Origin of the sequence: Saccharopolyspora sp. ID03-671 (assembly GCF_045278815.1) — a bacterium.
Classification (GTDB): domain Bacteria; phylum Actinomycetota; class Actinomycetes; order Mycobacteriales; family Pseudonocardiaceae; genus Saccharopolyspora; species Saccharopolyspora ipomoeae.
The window spans coordinates 4458095-4472360 of the sequence record NZ_CP134054.1 but is presented as its reverse complement, the minus strand read 5'-3'; the positions used below and the strand labels follow the sequence as shown (position 1 = coordinate 4472360).

Genomic DNA, 14266 nt, shown 5'->3' with positions numbered 1-14266 from the left:
CCGGCTTCGCCTCCCGGCGAGCGAATCTCTATGGTGGGCTCCGTGCATCGATCGACGGCGCGCGAGCTGGAGAAGGGGAAGTGGATCGCACTTCCCCTTCTCGTGCTGGGCTTGCTCGTCGTCCCGTTCGTATTCCTCCCCGCGCACGCACTTCCCGGGCACGCCGCGATGATGGCGGCATCGCATTCGGCCGCCCCGCACCACGACGAGTCGGCCGAGCACGAGCATCACGGTCCCGGAGAATCCGCGCCGGGAACCGCCGGTCACCACGACGGCCCCGGCAGCGGTGCCCCGGACTGCGACGCAGGCCCGGATTACAGCGCGATCAGCATCAACAGGGGCATCAACAACCCCGATGACCTGGACTTCCTCCTCTTCGCGCTGATGCTCACCGCGGTGGTGGCGGCACTGCCGGCGGGCTCGGCCTCCTGGGCCGCACGGCTCCGGCAGTGGCTCTCCCGACCACCGCGGAGAACAACCGGAATCGAGTTCCTCCACTTCGCGTGCATTGCGCGGACGTGATTCACCGAATGCAGCACTTCGCCCGGATGAACAGCAGGCGAATTGATTTCCGAACCCCTCGCCGCGCTGATTCCTGAAACGGGCACGTGCCGCTTCTTCGCGCGCTGACGACGGCCCCGAAACACGCGCCACTCGTCATCCGCGCATCGGTTCACGCTTTCCGCTCCTCGCAATGCGGTGGCGCCATGACGCGCGCCCGAGAACTCGGAGGTTCCAGTGATCCACGATTCGGTGATCGGCTGCGTCGGATCAACCCCGATGATCCGACTCGACCGGTGCTTCCCCGAACCCGGCGTGGAAGTGCTCGCCAAGCTCGAAATGCTCAACCCCGGCGGCAGCATGAAGGACCGGCCCGCCCGGTTCATCGTCGAACGCGGCCTCGCCGACGGGACTCTCCGGCCGGGCATGCGCCTGGTCGAGAGCACCTCGGGCAACCTGGGCATCGCCCTGGCGATGGCAGCGGGACTCCACGGGTTGTCCTTCACCGCCGTGGTCGACCCCAAGACGTCCCCGGCCAACCTCCGCCTGCTCGAACTCTTCGGCGCCGACGTCGACATGGTCACCGAGCTCGACGAAGCGGGCGGTTACCTGCACTCGCGCGTGCGGCGCGCCCGCGAGATCGCGGCAGCCACCCCGAACGCGACGCTCATCGACCAGTACGCCAACGAGCTGAACTGGCGCTCCTACCACGAGACCGCGGGCGCGGAGATCCTCGCCGACCTCGAAGGCCCCATCGACTACCTGGTGGCCGCCGTGTCCACCACCGGCTCCATCCAGGGAATCGCCCGCCGACTGCGCGAGCACCACCCTTCGCTGGAGGTCGTCGCCGTCGACGCGGTCGGCTCGATCATCTTCGACGCGCCGCCCGGGCCGAGGCAGATCCCGGGCTTCGGGGCCAGCCGGGTGCCCGAGATCTACGAGCCGGGCGAGATCGACGACGTCGTGCACGTCGCCGACGCCGAATCGGCCGCCGGATGCCGACGGCTGCTGGCCACCGAGAAGATCTTCGCGGGCGGGTCCTCCGGCGCGGTCATCGCCGGTGTCGAGCACCTCGTCTCACGGCTGGAGGGGCCTGCCCGCATCGTCACCGTGCTGCCCGACCGCGGAGAGCGCTACCTCGATCTCGTCTACGACGACGACTGGGTCGCCGCGCTTCCCGAGCCGTGGGAGCCGGAGGTGACGGCACCGTGACCGCCGCTGCGCACGCCCCGTCGACGAACCGGGAGCAGGACGCGAAGCCCGGCGGCGAGCGCAACATGCTCCTGCTCTGGACGGGCCAGTTCGTCAACACGGCCGGGCTGATGATGCTGGTGCCGATCATGCCGTTCTACCTGGAGCAGATCGGCACCAGCACGACCGCCGAGACCCAGACCTGGGCGGGCGTGGCCATCGCCGCTCCCGCTCTGGCGCTGACCGTCGCGACACCGCTGTGGGGCCGGCTCGGCGACCGGATCGGCCGCAAGTGGATGGTGGTGCGCGCGCTGCTGGGACTCGCCGCGGCCATGGTGGTGATGGCCGCGGCCGACACTCCCCTCGCGCTCGTCGTCGGGCGCCTGCTGCAGGGAACGCTCGGCGGGGTCGTCGAGGCCGCCGCCGCGTTCGCCGGAGCCGCCGGATCGGACCGCACCCGCGGGTCCTCGCTGGGCAAGTCGTTCAGCGCCACCGCGGCCGGAGCTCTCGCCGGTCCCGTGGCCGGTGGCCTGTTCGTCGGCTCCGGTGGTCTGCGCGAGCTCATGCTCGTCATCGCCGCCGCGGCGGTCGCGCTGGCCATCGCCTGCGCGGCAGGGCTCCGCGAACCCCGCGTCCCGCGCGCCACCACCGCGCGCCGCGACCCGGTCCGGACGCCGCCCGTCTCGCAGGTCCCCGGAGCCGCCGCGCTGGCGTTCGCGGCGATCGCGGTCCACTTCGGCGTCTACGGGCTGATCCCGGTCTACGCCGAACACGTCGCAGGCGTGCTCCCCGACCGCGACATCGCGAGCGCATGGGTGGGCGTGCTGCACTCGGTGATGTGGGGAGCGACCCTGCTCGGGTCGTTCTGGTGGGGCAGGCACAACGACGGCACCGGACGTCCGCTGCGCACCTTCGCGGTCGCCGCCGCGGGATGCGCGGTCGCCATCGCGCTGCTGTCCCTGCCGCTGGACCCGTACGCGATGCTCCCGGTGCGCCTGGTCCAGGGCTTCTGCTTCGCGGCCCTCGCCCAGTCGCTGTTCCTGCACTTCAGCAAGCACGCCCCGGAGGAACGCAGGAGCAGCCACGTCAGCACCGCCAACAGCTGGCTGCTCATCGGCCAGTCCGCCGGGCCGCTGCTCGCCGGACCGATGACGGGATTGCTGCCCGTCTCCGGGTCCGTGCTGGTCATGGCCCTCGCGTGCGCGCTCGGCGCGCTGCTCGCCGCTCTGGCGTCCCGCGCCGAGCGCCGCGGACCGGACGAATCCCCGCCGGAATCGGAGATCACGACGCGGATCCGGGTCACCGAGCCGGTGCGCACGGGTGTGGCCGCGGTGCCGTTCCGAGGCGGTCTCGTCGTCCCGCCTCACCTGAGTGCCCTGGCCGCGAGGTACGCGACGCCGTGGAGCCCGGACCAGGACGCCGCCACCTGGCGGCGCTCGGTGGTCCAGGACCGGCTGCCCGCGTTCTACGCCTACGAGCAGCACGGACCGCACGGGCACGTGCGCGGCGTGCTGGCGTCGGTTCACCTCGACAGCGGGCTCCACGCCCCCGAGGAACTCGTCCCCGACCGGGTCGGGAGCATGGTCGAGAGCATGCGCGCCCAGGGGTGGAGCCTGGCGCCCGCGTTGGTCGGCTTCGCCGGCGACGGGCGCGCCACCGCGCTCATGCGCGAAGCCGCGACCCGCGACCCGGACACCGAGGTGCGGGCCGACGACGGCAGCGCCCACCGGCTCTGGCGCATCACCGAGCACGAGGCGCAGGACTCGATCACCTCGGAGATCGGCGCGGGTCCGGCGTTCCTCGCGGAGGGCCACCACCGCCACGCGGCGGCCGTCCGCTACCGCCGGGCCGCCCACGCGGCGGGCCGGGGCCCGGGGCCGTGGGACTACTTCCCGGCGCTGCTGGTCGACACCACCGCGACGCCGCTGCGGATCACCCCGATCCACCGGGTGTTGCCGGGCGCGGACCCGCGACGCGTGCTGCGCGCCGCCGCGAACCACTTCCGGGTGCAGGCGCTCGGCGGTGATCCGGCGCGCTGGATCACCGCGCTCAAGCGGCACGGGCAGCACGGGCCGTCGTTCGTCGTCGCCACCGCGTCCGGCGGCTATCTCCTCGACCGACCGCATCCGGGCTTGCTGGAGTCGGCACTGCGCGAGGAGCCCGCGCGCCTCCGCGGCCTGCACGTGACGGTCCTGAACACCGCGCTGATCAAGGGGATCTGGCAGTTCCCCGACGACGCGCACCACCGCGAACCCAGTGCCGCCAGTGCCGCCAGGGCCGTTCGGCACGTTCAGCGCAGCGGCGGGATCGCGGTGCTGACCAGCTCACCCTCCACCGAGGAGGTCACCACCGCTGCGCGCGAAGGCGTTCGGCTGCCCGCAGGATCGGTGTCGTTCGGCCCGGAACCGCACCCCGGCCTGGTCTTCCGGAACCTGGAGCGAACGTGACCCTCACCCGACGGCCTCTCGGGCGGCGCGGCGGCGGCGCTGGTCGTCCTCCGGGCCTTCCGCCACACCACCGAGCGTCTCACCCGATCGTGACCTGGCCGGCGTAAGACGTTCTGTCTTACGCTGGGTTCATGGCCGACACCATCACGATCCGCAGCGACGCCGAGACGGAGCACGCGCTGGACGTGCTCACCCACGACGGCGCGTCGCGCTCCGCAGCCATCCGGCAGGCGGTCATCGACGCCGCGCTCCGCAAGGAACGCGCGGTGGCGATGCGGCGCACCGTCCTGCGGATGGGAATGGAGGCTGCGGACGGCGTGGACCTGGCGGCCGAGATCGCCCGCGACCGCGGGGACGAGCGCTGATGTTCTACCTGGACTCGGCGGCCATCGTGAAGCTCGTCCACGCCGAGGCCGAGTCGCAGGCGCTCCGCAAGTGGCTCGACGCCCGGGCCGAGACCGGCTGGGTCAGCTCGGTTCTCGCCGAGATCGAGACCTCGCGAGTGCTGGCACGACATGCCCCGCAGGCGATCGGCCGCCTGCACCCGGTGCTCGACCTGATCGAGCTGATCGAGATCGACTCCTGCATCCGCATCCTCGCCCAGACCGTGAAGCCGGCGGCCGTGCGCACCCTCGACGCCCTCCACCTGGCCACGGCGCTGCGACGCAAGGACGAGATCACGTCGTTGGTCACCTACGACAAGCGGCTCGCCGACGCGGCCCGCGACTCCGGGCTGCCGGTCGACATACCGACTTGATCACTCGGTGGCCTCTCGGGCGGCGCGGCGGGCGATGGCGATCTCGCGGGAGGGTTGGACGGTGTCGAGCTCGGCGTTGACGGCGCCGCCGAGCAGCACCGCGAAAGCCGTGACGTAGAGCCACAGCAGCACGCCCATCGGTGCGGCTATCGCGCCGTAGACCGGGGAGTTCTCCAGGCTCACGTCCAGGTAGATCCGCAGGCCGAAGCTGCCCGCCAGCCACACCAGCAGCGCCACAACGGCTCCCGGCAAGTGCTCGTGCCAGGGCGTGCGGATCGGGACGGACACCATGTACAGGGTGCTCAGCGACGCGATCGAACCGAGCACGACCGCCGGCCAGTACAGCCCGTACACCAGCGCGGACACCTCGGGGAGCCATCCGGCGATGACCGACGGGCCGACGGCGAGCAGCGGCAGCAGCACCAGCGAGACGAGCAGTCCCACCACGTAGATCAGGATCGACATCAGCCGCTGCCGCACCGCGCTGCGCTGCCCGCCGAGGCCGTAGACCACCGAGATCGTGTCGATGTAGACGTTCAGCGCTGCCGACCCGGACCACAGCGCGAGCAGGAAACCGATCGAGATGATCCCGGCCCGTCCCGATCCCAGGATCTCCACCAGCACCGGACGCAGCAGCTCATCGATGGCCTCCGGTGACAGCACCGCCCCGGCCGCGTGCACCAGGGCCTCCTCGACCGCGGCCAGGGTGTCCTCGCGCCCCAGCCATCCGGCGAAGTAGCCGAGCGTGCCGACGACGCCGAGCAGCACCGGCGGCAGCGAGGTCAGCGTGAAGAACGCCGCCTCCCCGGCCAGACCCATCAACCGGTAGCGACCGCTGCTCTCCACGGTCCGCTCGGTCAACCGGATCAGGCCGCGGACCCGCCGGTTGCGCGGGTGCCGGAGCCGCGCGAAGAACGTCTGCGGCACGACCCCTCCTCCCAGCGCTCCGCCGATCGCGAACCGCGCGCACCGCGGTCCGACGCCGTGATTTTCGACGACGCCGCACCGAACGGCCTCGACGACACGCGGTTCGTGATCGAACGGCGACGGGGCCGGTATCAGATGACCCCGAGGTCGAGCATCGTGTCGGCCACCTTGACGAAACCGGCGATGTTCGCGCCGAGGACGTAGTTGTCGGGAACCCCGTAGGACTCGGCCGTCTCCTGGCAGGCCCGGTGGATGTCGGCCATGATCTCCGACAGCCGGTCATCGGTGTAGTCGAAGTGCCAGGAATCCCGGGACGCGTTCTGCTGCATCTCCAGACCGGAGGTGGCCACCCCACCGGCGTTGGCCGCCTTCCCCGGCCCGAAGAGGGTCCCGGCGTCCTGGAAGATCTTCACCGCGCCCGGGGTCGTCGGCATGTTCGCCCCCTCGCCGACCGCGACCACGCCGTTGCGCACCAGCGCGAGGGCGGCTTCGTCGTCGAGCTCGTTCTGGGTGGCGCAGGGCAACGCGATCGCGCACGGCACGTCCCAGATCGAACCGGCTTCGACGAACCTGGCGCGGTCGTGGTCCTCGGCGTAGGCCTTGATGCGTCCGGCGCGGACCTCCTTGAGCTCGCGGACCGCTTCGACGTCGATGCCGGCCTCGTCCACCACGTAGCCCTCGGAGTCCGACATGGCCACCACGGTGGCGCCGAGCTCGACGGCCTTGCGGGCCGCGTAGATCGCGACGTTGCCCGACCCGGACACCACGACGCGGCGTCCGTCGAGGCCCTCGTCGCGGGTGCGCAGCATCTGCTCGACGAAGTACACCGTGCCGTACCCGGTCGCCTCCGTGCGCACCTGCGAACCGCCCCAGTTGAGCCCCTTGCCGGTGAGCACGCCCGACTCGTAGCGGTTGGTGATGCGCTTGTACTGGCCGAACAGGTAGCCGATCTCGCGCCGTCCGACGCCGATGTCCCCGGCCGGGACGTCGGTGTACTCGCCGAGGTGGCGGTGCAGCTCGGTCATGAACGACTGGCAGAAGCGCATGATCTCGGCGTCGGACTTGCCCTTCGGGTCGAAGTCCGAACCACCCTTGCCGCCGCCGAGCGGCAGGCCGGTGAGCGCGTTCTTGAAGATCTGCTCGAAGCCGAGGAACTTGACCACGCCGATGTTCACCGACGGGTGGAACCGGAGGCCGCCCTTGTACGGCCCGAGCGCGGAGTTGAACTCGACGCGGAAGCCCCGGTTCACCCGCACCGCACCGGAGTCGTCGGTCCACGGCACCCGGAAGATGATCTGCCGTTCGGGTTCGCACAACCGCTCCAGCACACCTGACCGCAGGTACTCGGGGTGCCGGGCGAGCGCGGGTTCCAACGACTCCAGGACCTCGTAGACGGCCTGGCCGAACTCGAGCTGATGCCCGTCGCGAACCTGGATGGCCCGATAGGTGTCGGCTGTCAGCTGCAGGTCATCCGGGTTGCGACTCATCACGGGTGCAATCTCCTCGGCGTCGGATACCAGAAGGGCTCACCTGCTTTTAACAGAACGGTGACGCGTTTGAAACAACAGCGGCGCACGTCACACCGCACGAAAACCAGTCGGATCCACTGTGGACGGACAGGCGGAACGGGCCCGGAAACGACGAAAACCCCTGCCAGCGAACTGACAGGGGCTCGAAACGGTGCGCGATACTGGGATTGAACCAGTGACCTCTACCGTGTCAAGGTAGCGCTCTCCCACTGAGCTAATCGCGCTCGGCGGTGTTCGCCGCCAGCGGTGGAGAGCTTATCTCAGCGGTTTCCGGGCGTTCACACCCACCCCTGCCCGTCAGGGAACGCAGGCGCTTCCCGGCAGCGGCACGAGGAACTCGGTGGCGGCCCAGCGGCCGGAGCCGATCTCGCGGAAACCGTCGACGACGTTCGGCGTCGCCTCGACCTGCTCGCCCGCTCCGAGTCGATCGACGCGCGAGGCCTCCTCGTCCGGGGCCGAGCGGACGTTGAGGGCGTCGGCGGAGACCTGGAACGCGCAGTCGTCCGGCTTGGCCGCATCGCTGTCCCGGTCAGCGCCCATCGCGTAGACGACGGCGATCAGGCCGACACCGGCCAGCAGAACCGGGCGGGGAACTGGGAGCACACCGAACCTCCAGGTCAAGAACGTCGCCCCCAGCTATAACGACCCTCCAGGCGAACATGAAAGTCCCGCCACACCACCGCGCCACCGATTCAACAACCCCAGGGACACCCGCCCGAGCCCCACAGCGCCCGGTAATCGGCGATCCGGGAACAGCGGGATCAGCCGCTACGCCGACGAGGGCTTGATCTCGGTCGCTCTCGTGACACCCGGGGGTCGGTACAAGTTCGACCTGGACGTGGTGCGGAACGAGCTTCGCGAGCTCGCCGAGAAGCGCCGTGAAGGGCGCTCCTGACCTCGGTGCATCAGACCAGCGGACCTCGGCAACGGGCGCCCGCCGCCTGAGGTGATCGTGCTCTTCGGGAGCGTGGTGGGGCGAAGTTTTCATGAAAACTTCGCGACCCCGAACGCAAAAACGCCGCCCCACCGTGCGGTGGTAGCGGCGCTTCGCGTCAGGCGAAGATCAGCGGTCGGCCATCTTCTTCTGCAGGTTCTCGTCCAGGGTGGCGAGGAATTCCTCGGTGGTCTGGAACGGCTGGTCGTTGCCGACCAGCAGGGCCAGGTCCTTGGTCATCTTGCCGCTCTCGACGGTCTCGATGACGACCTGCTCCAGCGCCTCGGCGAAACCGATGACCTCCGGAGTCGAGTCCATCTTGCCGCGGGCCTGCAGACCCCGGGTCCAAGCGTAGATCGACGCGATCGGGTTGGTCGAGGTGGGCTTGCCCTGCTGGTGCTGGCGGTAGTGGCGGGTCACCGTGCCGTGCGCGGCCTCGGCCTCCACCTTGCCGTCGGCGGTCATCAGGACCGAGGTCATCAGACCCAGCGAGCCGAAGCCCTGCGCGACGGTGTCCGACTGCACGTCACCGTCGTAGTTCTTGCAGGCCCAGACGTAGCCGCCCTCCCACTTCAGGGCGGTGGCGACCATGTCGTCGATCAGCCGGTGCTCGTAGGTGATGCCCTTGGCGTCGAACTGGGCCTTGTACTCGTTCTCGTAGATCTCCTGGAACACGTCCTTGAACATGCCGTCGTAGGCCTTCAGGATCGTGTTCTTGGTCGACATGTAGACCGGGAAGCCGCGGTCCAGGCCGTACCGGAAGGACGCGTGCGCGAACTCCTCGATCGACTTGCGGTAGTTGTACATGGCCATGGCCACGCCACCGTCTTCACCGAACTTCGCCACCTCCATCTCGATCGGCTCGGAGCCGTCCTCGGGGGTGTAGGTGATGGTGACGGTGCCCGGCCCCGGGACCTTGAAGTCGCTGGCCTTGTACTGGTCGCCGTGGGCGTGACGGCCGATGACGATCGGCTTGGTCCACGTCGGCACGTACCGCGGGATGTTGGAGATGACGATCGGCTCGCGGAAGATGACGCCGCCGAGGATGTTGCGGACGGTCCCGTTCGGGCTCCGCCACATCTTCTTCAGGCCGAACTCCTCCACGCGCGCCTCGTCGGGCGTGATGGTGGCGCACTTCACACCTACGCCGTGCTTGGCGATGGCGTTCGCGGCATCGACGGTCACCTGGTCGTCGGTGGCGTCCCGGTGCTCGATGCCCAGGTCGTAGTAGTCGAGGTTGACGTCCAGGTAGGGGTGGATCAGCTTGTCCTTGATGAAGGACCAGATGATCCGGGTCATCTCGTCGCCGTCCAGTTCGGCGACCGTGCCCTGGACCTTGATCTTGCTCATGTGGCGGGGTGCTCCTCTCGCGAGAATGCAAGCGGTACAAGCGTACTGCTAGCGCTTTCGATTGTGCCTTGCCCCCGTCGCCCGCCACCAGGGTCACGGCGCATCCGAAGTCAGATTCACAGCTGCCACCCCCAGGGCAATGCCCGGCCGCGCCGCGATCTTCTTCTACTCTCGAACTCACAGACGAGTGATCTTGTCGAGCAGCTGTTCGGCGCGGCAGGCGATGCGGGAGAGACATGGCGACAGGACCGACGCACGCGATGAGCGGGTTGGCCGCATGGGCAGCGGTGACCGCCCTGGCCGACACGCACGCGCTGGGGCAATTATCCCCCAAGACCTGGGTGGTCGGAGCCACTCTTTCCGCAGGCGCCGCGCTGCTGCCCGACATCGATCACCCGTCCTCGACCGTCGCGGCCACCTTCGGCGCCATCTCCAAGGGCTTCTCCGCCGCCATGAGCGGGCTCAGCGGCTTCCTCTACCGGCTCACCCGCACCAAGAAGGACAGCGACCGCGAGGGCACGCACCGCGGCTTCACCCACACCGTCGTCTTCGCGATCCTCGCCGGGCTCATCACCACCGCGATCGTGCAGACCAGCGAGGGCAGCGCGCTGGGCGTGCTGATGTTCTTCTTCGCCGGCCTCGCAGTGCGCGGGCTGATGCACACCTGGTGCTCCCGCCGCGACGCGCTGCTCATCGCGGGCACGTCGCTGCTGCTCACGGTCGCGTGCTGGGCCTGGGCCGGGGACCAGCCGACCGACGCCGCCGCGTTCGGAGTCGCGGTGATGATCGGCTGCATCGCGCACTTCATCGGCGACGCCATCACCGAGCAGGGCTGCCCGATGCTGTGGCCGGTGCCGCTGGGCGGCAAGACCTGGTACCCGGTCGCGCCGCCGAAGAAGCTGCGGATGCGCACCGGCGGCGCCGTCGAGCTCGCCATCGTCGGCCCCGGCCTGACCCTGGTGTCGCTGGCGCTGACCTGCGTCGTCCTCTACCGCATCGGCGCCGCTCCCTGGCTGGCCGGACTGGACCTGCCGCCCGCCGTGATGACCTGGATCGAGGCGGGCCCTTGAGCCAGTCGGAGCAGGGTTTAGACCATTAGCACCTAAAACAAGACAAAGTGCACAATCCCTCTGGTCGCACCGATAAGGTGCACGTGCAGCGCCACCGAGGCACTGCGCCTTGTCCCCGGAGGGAAGATGCGAGCTCGAACGCGGATCGCGGTGGCGGTCCTGGCATTACCCCTGCTGACCGGACTCGCCTCGTGCGGCGAGATCCAGGAGGCCCAGCAGGGGCTGCAGGACGCCAACCAGCAGCTCCAGGGCGCGCAGCAGACCCTGGACTCCGCGCAGGCGTGCCTGCGGGCGATCAACGCCGCGAACTTCGTGCCGAACTTCGCCGACCCGCAGAAGGCCCAGGCCGACGCCCAGGCCAAGGTCGCCGAGCTGGAGCAGCTCACCAGCGCGACCGCTGACGAGACGCTCAAGCAGAACCTGCTCGACGTGCAGGAATCGGTGCAGCAGGTCGCCGACGGCAAGGTCGACATCGAGGCCGGCGCCGAGTGGACCTCCGCCCAGCTGGACAAGTACCAGGCGGTCACCACGACCTGCTCACGACTGGCGGAATGACGACTGCTGCGATCTGCATCACACCTCGCCTAGCCTGATGGGGCGGAGGTGATGGGTGATGAGAGCAGTCGTGGGCGACCAGCTCCACGTGCACAGCAAGCACGTCGACGAAGCCGAGAAGTACGCCGAGATCCTGGAGGTTCTCGGCCAGGACGGCGAACCGCCGTACAAGGTCCGCTACACCGACGGCCACGAGGGAATCGTCTTCCCCGGATCGGACTGCGTGATCGAAGCCCCTTCGCAGCGCCGGGGCGACTAGTCCCAGGGGTCGGCGAGGACGGATTCGACTTCGGCCCGGAACAGCGGTTCCGGGTCGACGCCCATGCCCCCGAACTGGCCGATCACCTCGAGGCTGATCACGCCGTGCAGGCGTGACCAGGCGCGGACGGCCTTGCGCAGCGCGGGCAGCGGCGGCTGCGGGCCACCTCGGCGGTCGCGCCAGGCCAGCAGCTGCCGGTCGAGCGCGCTGCTCGGCGGCGACTCCGGCGCGAGCGCGGCCAGGGCCTCCAGGATCGGCGCGAACGCGCGGTCGGCGAGTTCGAAGGTCTCGTCCGGAGCGACGTAGCCGGGCACGGGGGTGCCGAACAGCAGCAGGAAGCGCTGCGGCCCTTCCAGCGCCCACGCCCGGAAACCCGCCGCGACCTCGCGGAACCGGTTCTCCGGCGTCTTCCGGCGGTGCTCGTGCGCGACGTCTTCGAGCGCCTCCGCGAGGTCGCGGTAGCCGTCGGCGATGAGCTCGGTGAGCAGCGCGTCTCGATTGGCGAAGTAGCGGTAGAGCGCGGGCCCGGTGATGCCCATCCGCTTGGCGATCGCGTTCACCGAGATCCCCGACGGGCCCGACGCGGCGAGCTGCTCCATCGCGACCTGCTTGGCCTCGTTGCGCGTCTGCTCCCGGAAGCGCTCCCGAGGACTGCGCGGCTCAGCGGACATGCTCCCCCTCCCTTGACGCCTGAGAGTAACAGGTCCATATTTGCGTTAGAGCTTCTCACTTTCGCTACTTCTTATCACCCTGGGGGACCCATGACCGAGATCGTGCTCACCGGACTCGACGAGGTCGTCGTCCGCGATACCGAGACCCCCGAATTCGGGCCGCACCAGGTGCTCGTGCGCACCGAAGCCACCGGCGTCGCGTTCGCCGAGGTGCAGATGCGGCGCGGCCGCTACCCCGCCCAGCCGAAGTTCCCGTTCGTGCCCGGCTACGACCTGGTCGGCGAGATCGTCGCGACCGGACCCGGAACGCCCTGGCAGATCGGGCAGCGGGTGGCGGCGTTGACGCGCACCGGAGCCTGGGCCGAGCACGTCGTGCTGCGCGACCGCGACCTGGTCGCCGTCCCCGACGACGTCGACGCGGCCGAAGCCGTCGCGCTGGTGCTCAACGGCGTCACCGCGCGCCAGCTGCTGCGCACCGCGAACGCGCGAACGGGACGGACGGTGCTGGTGCACGGCATCGGCGGCGGCGTCGGGGCGCTGCTCGCGCAACTGGCCGCCCTCGACGGGATCCGGGTCATCGGAACCGCTTCCGCGCACCGGCACCCGGACCTGAGCGACCTCGGAGCGGAGCTGATCGATCACCGCACCGACGACGTCGCCGAGCAGGTCACCGCGCTCGCCCCCGGCGGCGTGGACGCCGTCTTCGACCCGCTCGGACCGTCGAGCCTGCCGGCGTCCTGGCGACTGCTCGCGCCCGGCGGAACGCTGGTCAGCTACGGCAGCTCCACGACGCTGGACGACACCGGCCCGTGGTTCGCTCCCTACCTCGGGATCGTGCGGATGCTGGCCGGGTGGGAGATCCGCAGGTTCCTCGGCAGGACCGGCGGACGCCGCGCGCGGCTGTACTACGTGCGCTCCGACGAGCAGTCGCGGAAGGATCTGGCCGAACTGCTCGGGATGCTCGCCCGGGGACGACTGCGCCCGCTCATCGCCGAACGGCTGCCGCTGGAGGACGCCGAACGCGCGCTCGACCTGCACCTGTCCGGGAAGCGGACCGGTCGCATCGTGCTGCAACCGGGCTCTCACCGGGAGTGATGGCCGAAATGTTAGCTGGTTTGCACCATCCCGGGCTCCCCCCGACCGTCCCGCGTCCTTAAGGTGGTCCCATCGGGGAATCGCTAGGAGGCGGTGATGTTGCAAGACGACCGGGACGCGGGGGCACCGGCCGATCTTTCTGCGGTTTTCGGCATCGGTGCCGGGGTTTCGACCGAGCTGCCACCGGGCGAGATCCTCACCGAGCAGATGTCGATGGCGGTCCACCCGGCACCGCTGTGCTGGATCAGCCTCGACACCCCGGGGCCGCAACTGGCCGCCGCGCTGCGCGCCGAGCACCGGCGCAGCGGGCTGTGGCCGCTGCTGCTCTGCGACAGCGACGAGACCTTCGGCGAGCGCTGCACCGTCGGCGTCGTCTCGCCGGAACCCCTGGAGCACATCGACCGCTGGCGCGTCTACGACGTGATGGCGCGGATCTGGGACGGGCTCGTGCAGGTCGACGACGAGCTCGGCCCGGCCTACGACCTCGACGTGCTCGCGCCCTTCGACTACAGCTGCCCCGGGCCGGCCAAGGCCGGGAACCTGCTGGCGGACCCGGACGTGCTGGCCAACCAACAGCTTCCGAAGCTCGTCGACGAGGACACCCGGCTCGCGCTGGTACCGGTCAAGCGCGGTGCCGACGTGCTCACGGTGCTCGGCTGGTCCGGCGCGGCCAACCACGTCTCGCGCACCGCCGGGCTCTCGGCGATGGTGCGCTCCTGGGAGGAGCGCTTCGGCGCCCGCATCCTGCGGCTCGGACCGGACCGGCTCGACATGAGCGTCGCCGCCCCGCCGCAGACCGCCGAGCACGCGGCCGCCGTCGCCGCCGAGCACTGGACCTTCTGCCCCGACCGCATCCTGCAGGAATCCGGTTCCCTCTCGGCCTACGCGAACGAGATCCGAGGCCGACGGACCTGGTCCTTCTGGTGGGACTGACCCCTCCCGTCAAAAACCGCAACATTCATCGCGCGAAAACCGCAACA

At 69.9% G+C, this 14266-nt stretch carries 15 protein-coding genes and 1 tRNA gene; 10 read left to right on the top strand and 6 right to left on the bottom strand.

Annotated elements, in window-relative coordinates; all coding sequences use genetic code 11:
- Positions 1 to 42 precede the first annotated feature (42 nt).
- The 5 genes from REH65_RS20690 to REH65_RS20670 all read left to right on the top strand — a co-directional run bounded on the left by REH65_RS20690 (position 43) and on the right by REH65_RS20670 (position 4896).
- Positions 43 to 522 carry a hypothetical protein gene (locus REH65_RS20690; protein WP_406688729.1) on the top strand — a complete coding sequence of 160 codons (480 nt, stop codon included), beginning with the start codon at positions 43 to 45 and terminating at the stop codon, positions 520 to 522.
- Positions 523 to 738: 216 nt separating this feature from the next.
- Positions 739 to 1713, top strand: coding sequence for a 2,3-diaminopropionate biosynthesis protein SbnA (sbnA, locus tag REH65_RS20685; protein WP_406688728.1), 975 nt, complete (start codon positions 739 to 741; stop codon positions 1711 to 1713).
- The gene (locus REH65_RS20680) at positions 1710 to 4139 is read left to right on the top strand and encodes an MFS transporter (RefSeq protein ID WP_406688727.1); all 2430 of its coding nucleotides are present in this window, start codon (positions 1710 to 1712) and stop codon (positions 4137 to 4139) included. The genes sbnA and REH65_RS20680 overlap by 4 nt, the downstream gene beginning before the upstream one ends.
- A 131-nt stretch (positions 4140 to 4270) precedes the next feature.
- Positions 4271 to 4504, top strand: coding sequence for a hypothetical protein (locus REH65_RS20675; RefSeq protein ID WP_406688726.1), 234 nt, complete (start codon positions 4271 to 4273; stop codon positions 4502 to 4504).
- On the top strand, positions 4504 to 4896 hold the full coding sequence (locus tag REH65_RS20670) for a type II toxin-antitoxin system VapC family toxin (protein ID WP_406688725.1): 393 nt from the start codon (positions 4504 to 4506) through the stop codon (positions 4894 to 4896). Before REH65_RS20675 ends, REH65_RS20670 begins: the two co-directional genes overlap by 1 nt.
- On the opposite strand, the gene REH65_RS20665 is transcribed toward REH65_RS20670, so the two are convergent.
- From REH65_RS20665 to REH65_RS20645, 5 genes are all read right to left on the bottom strand, one after another.
- Positions 4897 to 5823, bottom strand: a complete 927-nt coding sequence (locus REH65_RS20665; protein WP_406688724.1) for a YihY/virulence factor BrkB family protein — start codon at positions 5821 to 5823, stop codon at positions 4897 to 4899.
- A gap of 131 nt (positions 5824 to 5954) precedes the next feature.
- Positions 5955 to 7310 carry an NADP-specific glutamate dehydrogenase gene (gdhA, locus tag REH65_RS20660; RefSeq protein WP_406688723.1) on the bottom strand — a complete coding sequence of 452 codons (1356 nt, stop codon included), beginning with the start codon at positions 7308 to 7310 and terminating at the stop codon, positions 5955 to 5957.
- 194 nt (positions 7311 to 7504) lie between these two features.
- Positions 7505 to 7576: transfer RNA gene (locus REH65_RS20655), tRNA-Val, on the bottom strand.
- 73 nt (positions 7577 to 7649) lie between these two features.
- Entirely contained in the window at positions 7650 to 7955 is a 306-nt protein-coding gene (locus tag REH65_RS20650) for an SH3 domain-containing protein (RefSeq protein ID WP_406688722.1), read from the bottom strand.
- Positions 7956 to 8415: 460 nt separating this feature from the next.
- A complete protein-coding gene (locus tag REH65_RS20645) occupies positions 8416 to 9636 on the bottom strand; it encodes an NADP-dependent isocitrate dehydrogenase (RefSeq protein WP_281455259.1) in 1221 nt (406 codons plus the stop codon).
- 236 nt (positions 9637 to 9872) lie between these two features.
- On the opposite strand from REH65_RS20645, the gene REH65_RS20640 reads away from it, so the two are divergent.
- The 3 genes from REH65_RS20640 (at position 9873) to REH65_RS20630 (ending at position 11520) form a co-directional block, all read left to right on the top strand.
- Positions 9873 to 10706, top strand: coding sequence for a metal-dependent hydrolase (locus REH65_RS20640; RefSeq protein ID WP_281455260.1), 834 nt, complete (start codon positions 9873 to 9875; stop codon positions 10704 to 10706).
- A 126-nt stretch (positions 10707 to 10832) separates the two neighbouring features.
- Positions 10833 to 11261, top strand: coding sequence for a hypothetical protein (locus REH65_RS20635; RefSeq protein ID WP_281455261.1), 429 nt, complete (start codon positions 10833 to 10835; stop codon positions 11259 to 11261).
- A gap of 58 nt (positions 11262 to 11319) precedes the next feature.
- The gene (locus REH65_RS20630) at positions 11320 to 11520 is read left to right on the top strand and encodes a DUF1918 domain-containing protein (RefSeq protein ID WP_281455262.1); all 201 of its coding nucleotides are present in this window, start codon (positions 11320 to 11322) and stop codon (positions 11518 to 11520) included.
- Here REH65_RS20630 and REH65_RS20625 read toward each other — a convergent pair.
- A complete protein-coding gene (locus REH65_RS20625; RefSeq protein WP_406688721.1) occupies positions 11517 to 12191 on the bottom strand; it encodes a TetR/AcrR family transcriptional regulator in 675 nt (224 codons plus the stop codon). The genes REH65_RS20630 and REH65_RS20625 overlap by 4 nt on opposite strands.
- 90 nt (positions 12192 to 12281) lie before the next feature.
- Here REH65_RS20625 and REH65_RS20620 point away from each other — a divergent pair, with 90 nt between their 5' ends.
- Positions 12282 to 13286 carry a medium chain dehydrogenase/reductase family protein gene (locus REH65_RS20620; protein WP_406688720.1) on the top strand — a complete coding sequence of 335 codons (1005 nt, stop codon included), beginning with the start codon at positions 12282 to 12284 and terminating at the stop codon, positions 13284 to 13286.
- Between the two features lie 96 nt (positions 13287 to 13382).
- Entirely contained in the window at positions 13383 to 14219 is an 837-nt protein-coding gene (locus tag REH65_RS20615) for a DUF4253 domain-containing protein (protein WP_406688719.1), read from the top strand.
- Positions 14220 to 14266 lie beyond the last annotated feature (47 nt).

Excerpts from the sequence above, each read along its gene's own strand:
- REH65_RS20675 (WP_406688726.1), top strand. The coding sequence starts at position 4,271 with ATGGCCGACACCATCACGATCCGCAGCGACGCCGAGACGGAGCACGCG.
- REH65_RS20670 (WP_406688725.1), top strand. The coding sequence starts at position 4,504 with ATGTTCTACCTGGACTCGGCGGCCATCGTGAAGCTCGTCCACGCCGAG.
- gdhA (WP_406688723.1), bottom strand. The coding sequence starts at position 7,310 with ATGAGTCGCAACCCGGATGACCTGCAGCTGACAGCCGACACCTATCGG.
- REH65_RS20645 (WP_281455259.1), bottom strand. The coding sequence starts at position 9,636 with ATGAGCAAGATCAAGGTCCAGGGCACGGTCGCCGAACTGGACGGCGAC.
- REH65_RS20640 (WP_281455260.1), top strand. The coding sequence starts at position 9,873 with ATGGCGACAGGACCGACGCACGCGATGAGCGGGTTGGCCGCATGGGCA.
- REH65_RS20635 (WP_281455261.1), top strand. The coding sequence starts at position 10,833 with ATGCGAGCTCGAACGCGGATCGCGGTGGCGGTCCTGGCATTACCCCTG.
- REH65_RS20630 (WP_281455262.1), top strand. The coding sequence starts at position 11,320 with ATGAGAGCAGTCGTGGGCGACCAGCTCCACGTGCACAGCAAGCACGTC.
- REH65_RS20625 (WP_406688721.1), bottom strand. The coding sequence starts at position 12,191 with ATGTCCGCTGAGCCGCGCAGTCCTCGGGAGCGCTTCCGGGAGCAGACG.
- REH65_RS20620 (WP_406688720.1), top strand. The coding sequence starts at position 12,282 with ATGACCGAGATCGTGCTCACCGGACTCGACGAGGTCGTCGTCCGCGAT.
- REH65_RS20615 (WP_406688719.1), top strand. The coding sequence starts at position 13,383 with ATGTTGCAAGACGACCGGGACGCGGGGGCACCGGCCGATCTTTCTGCG.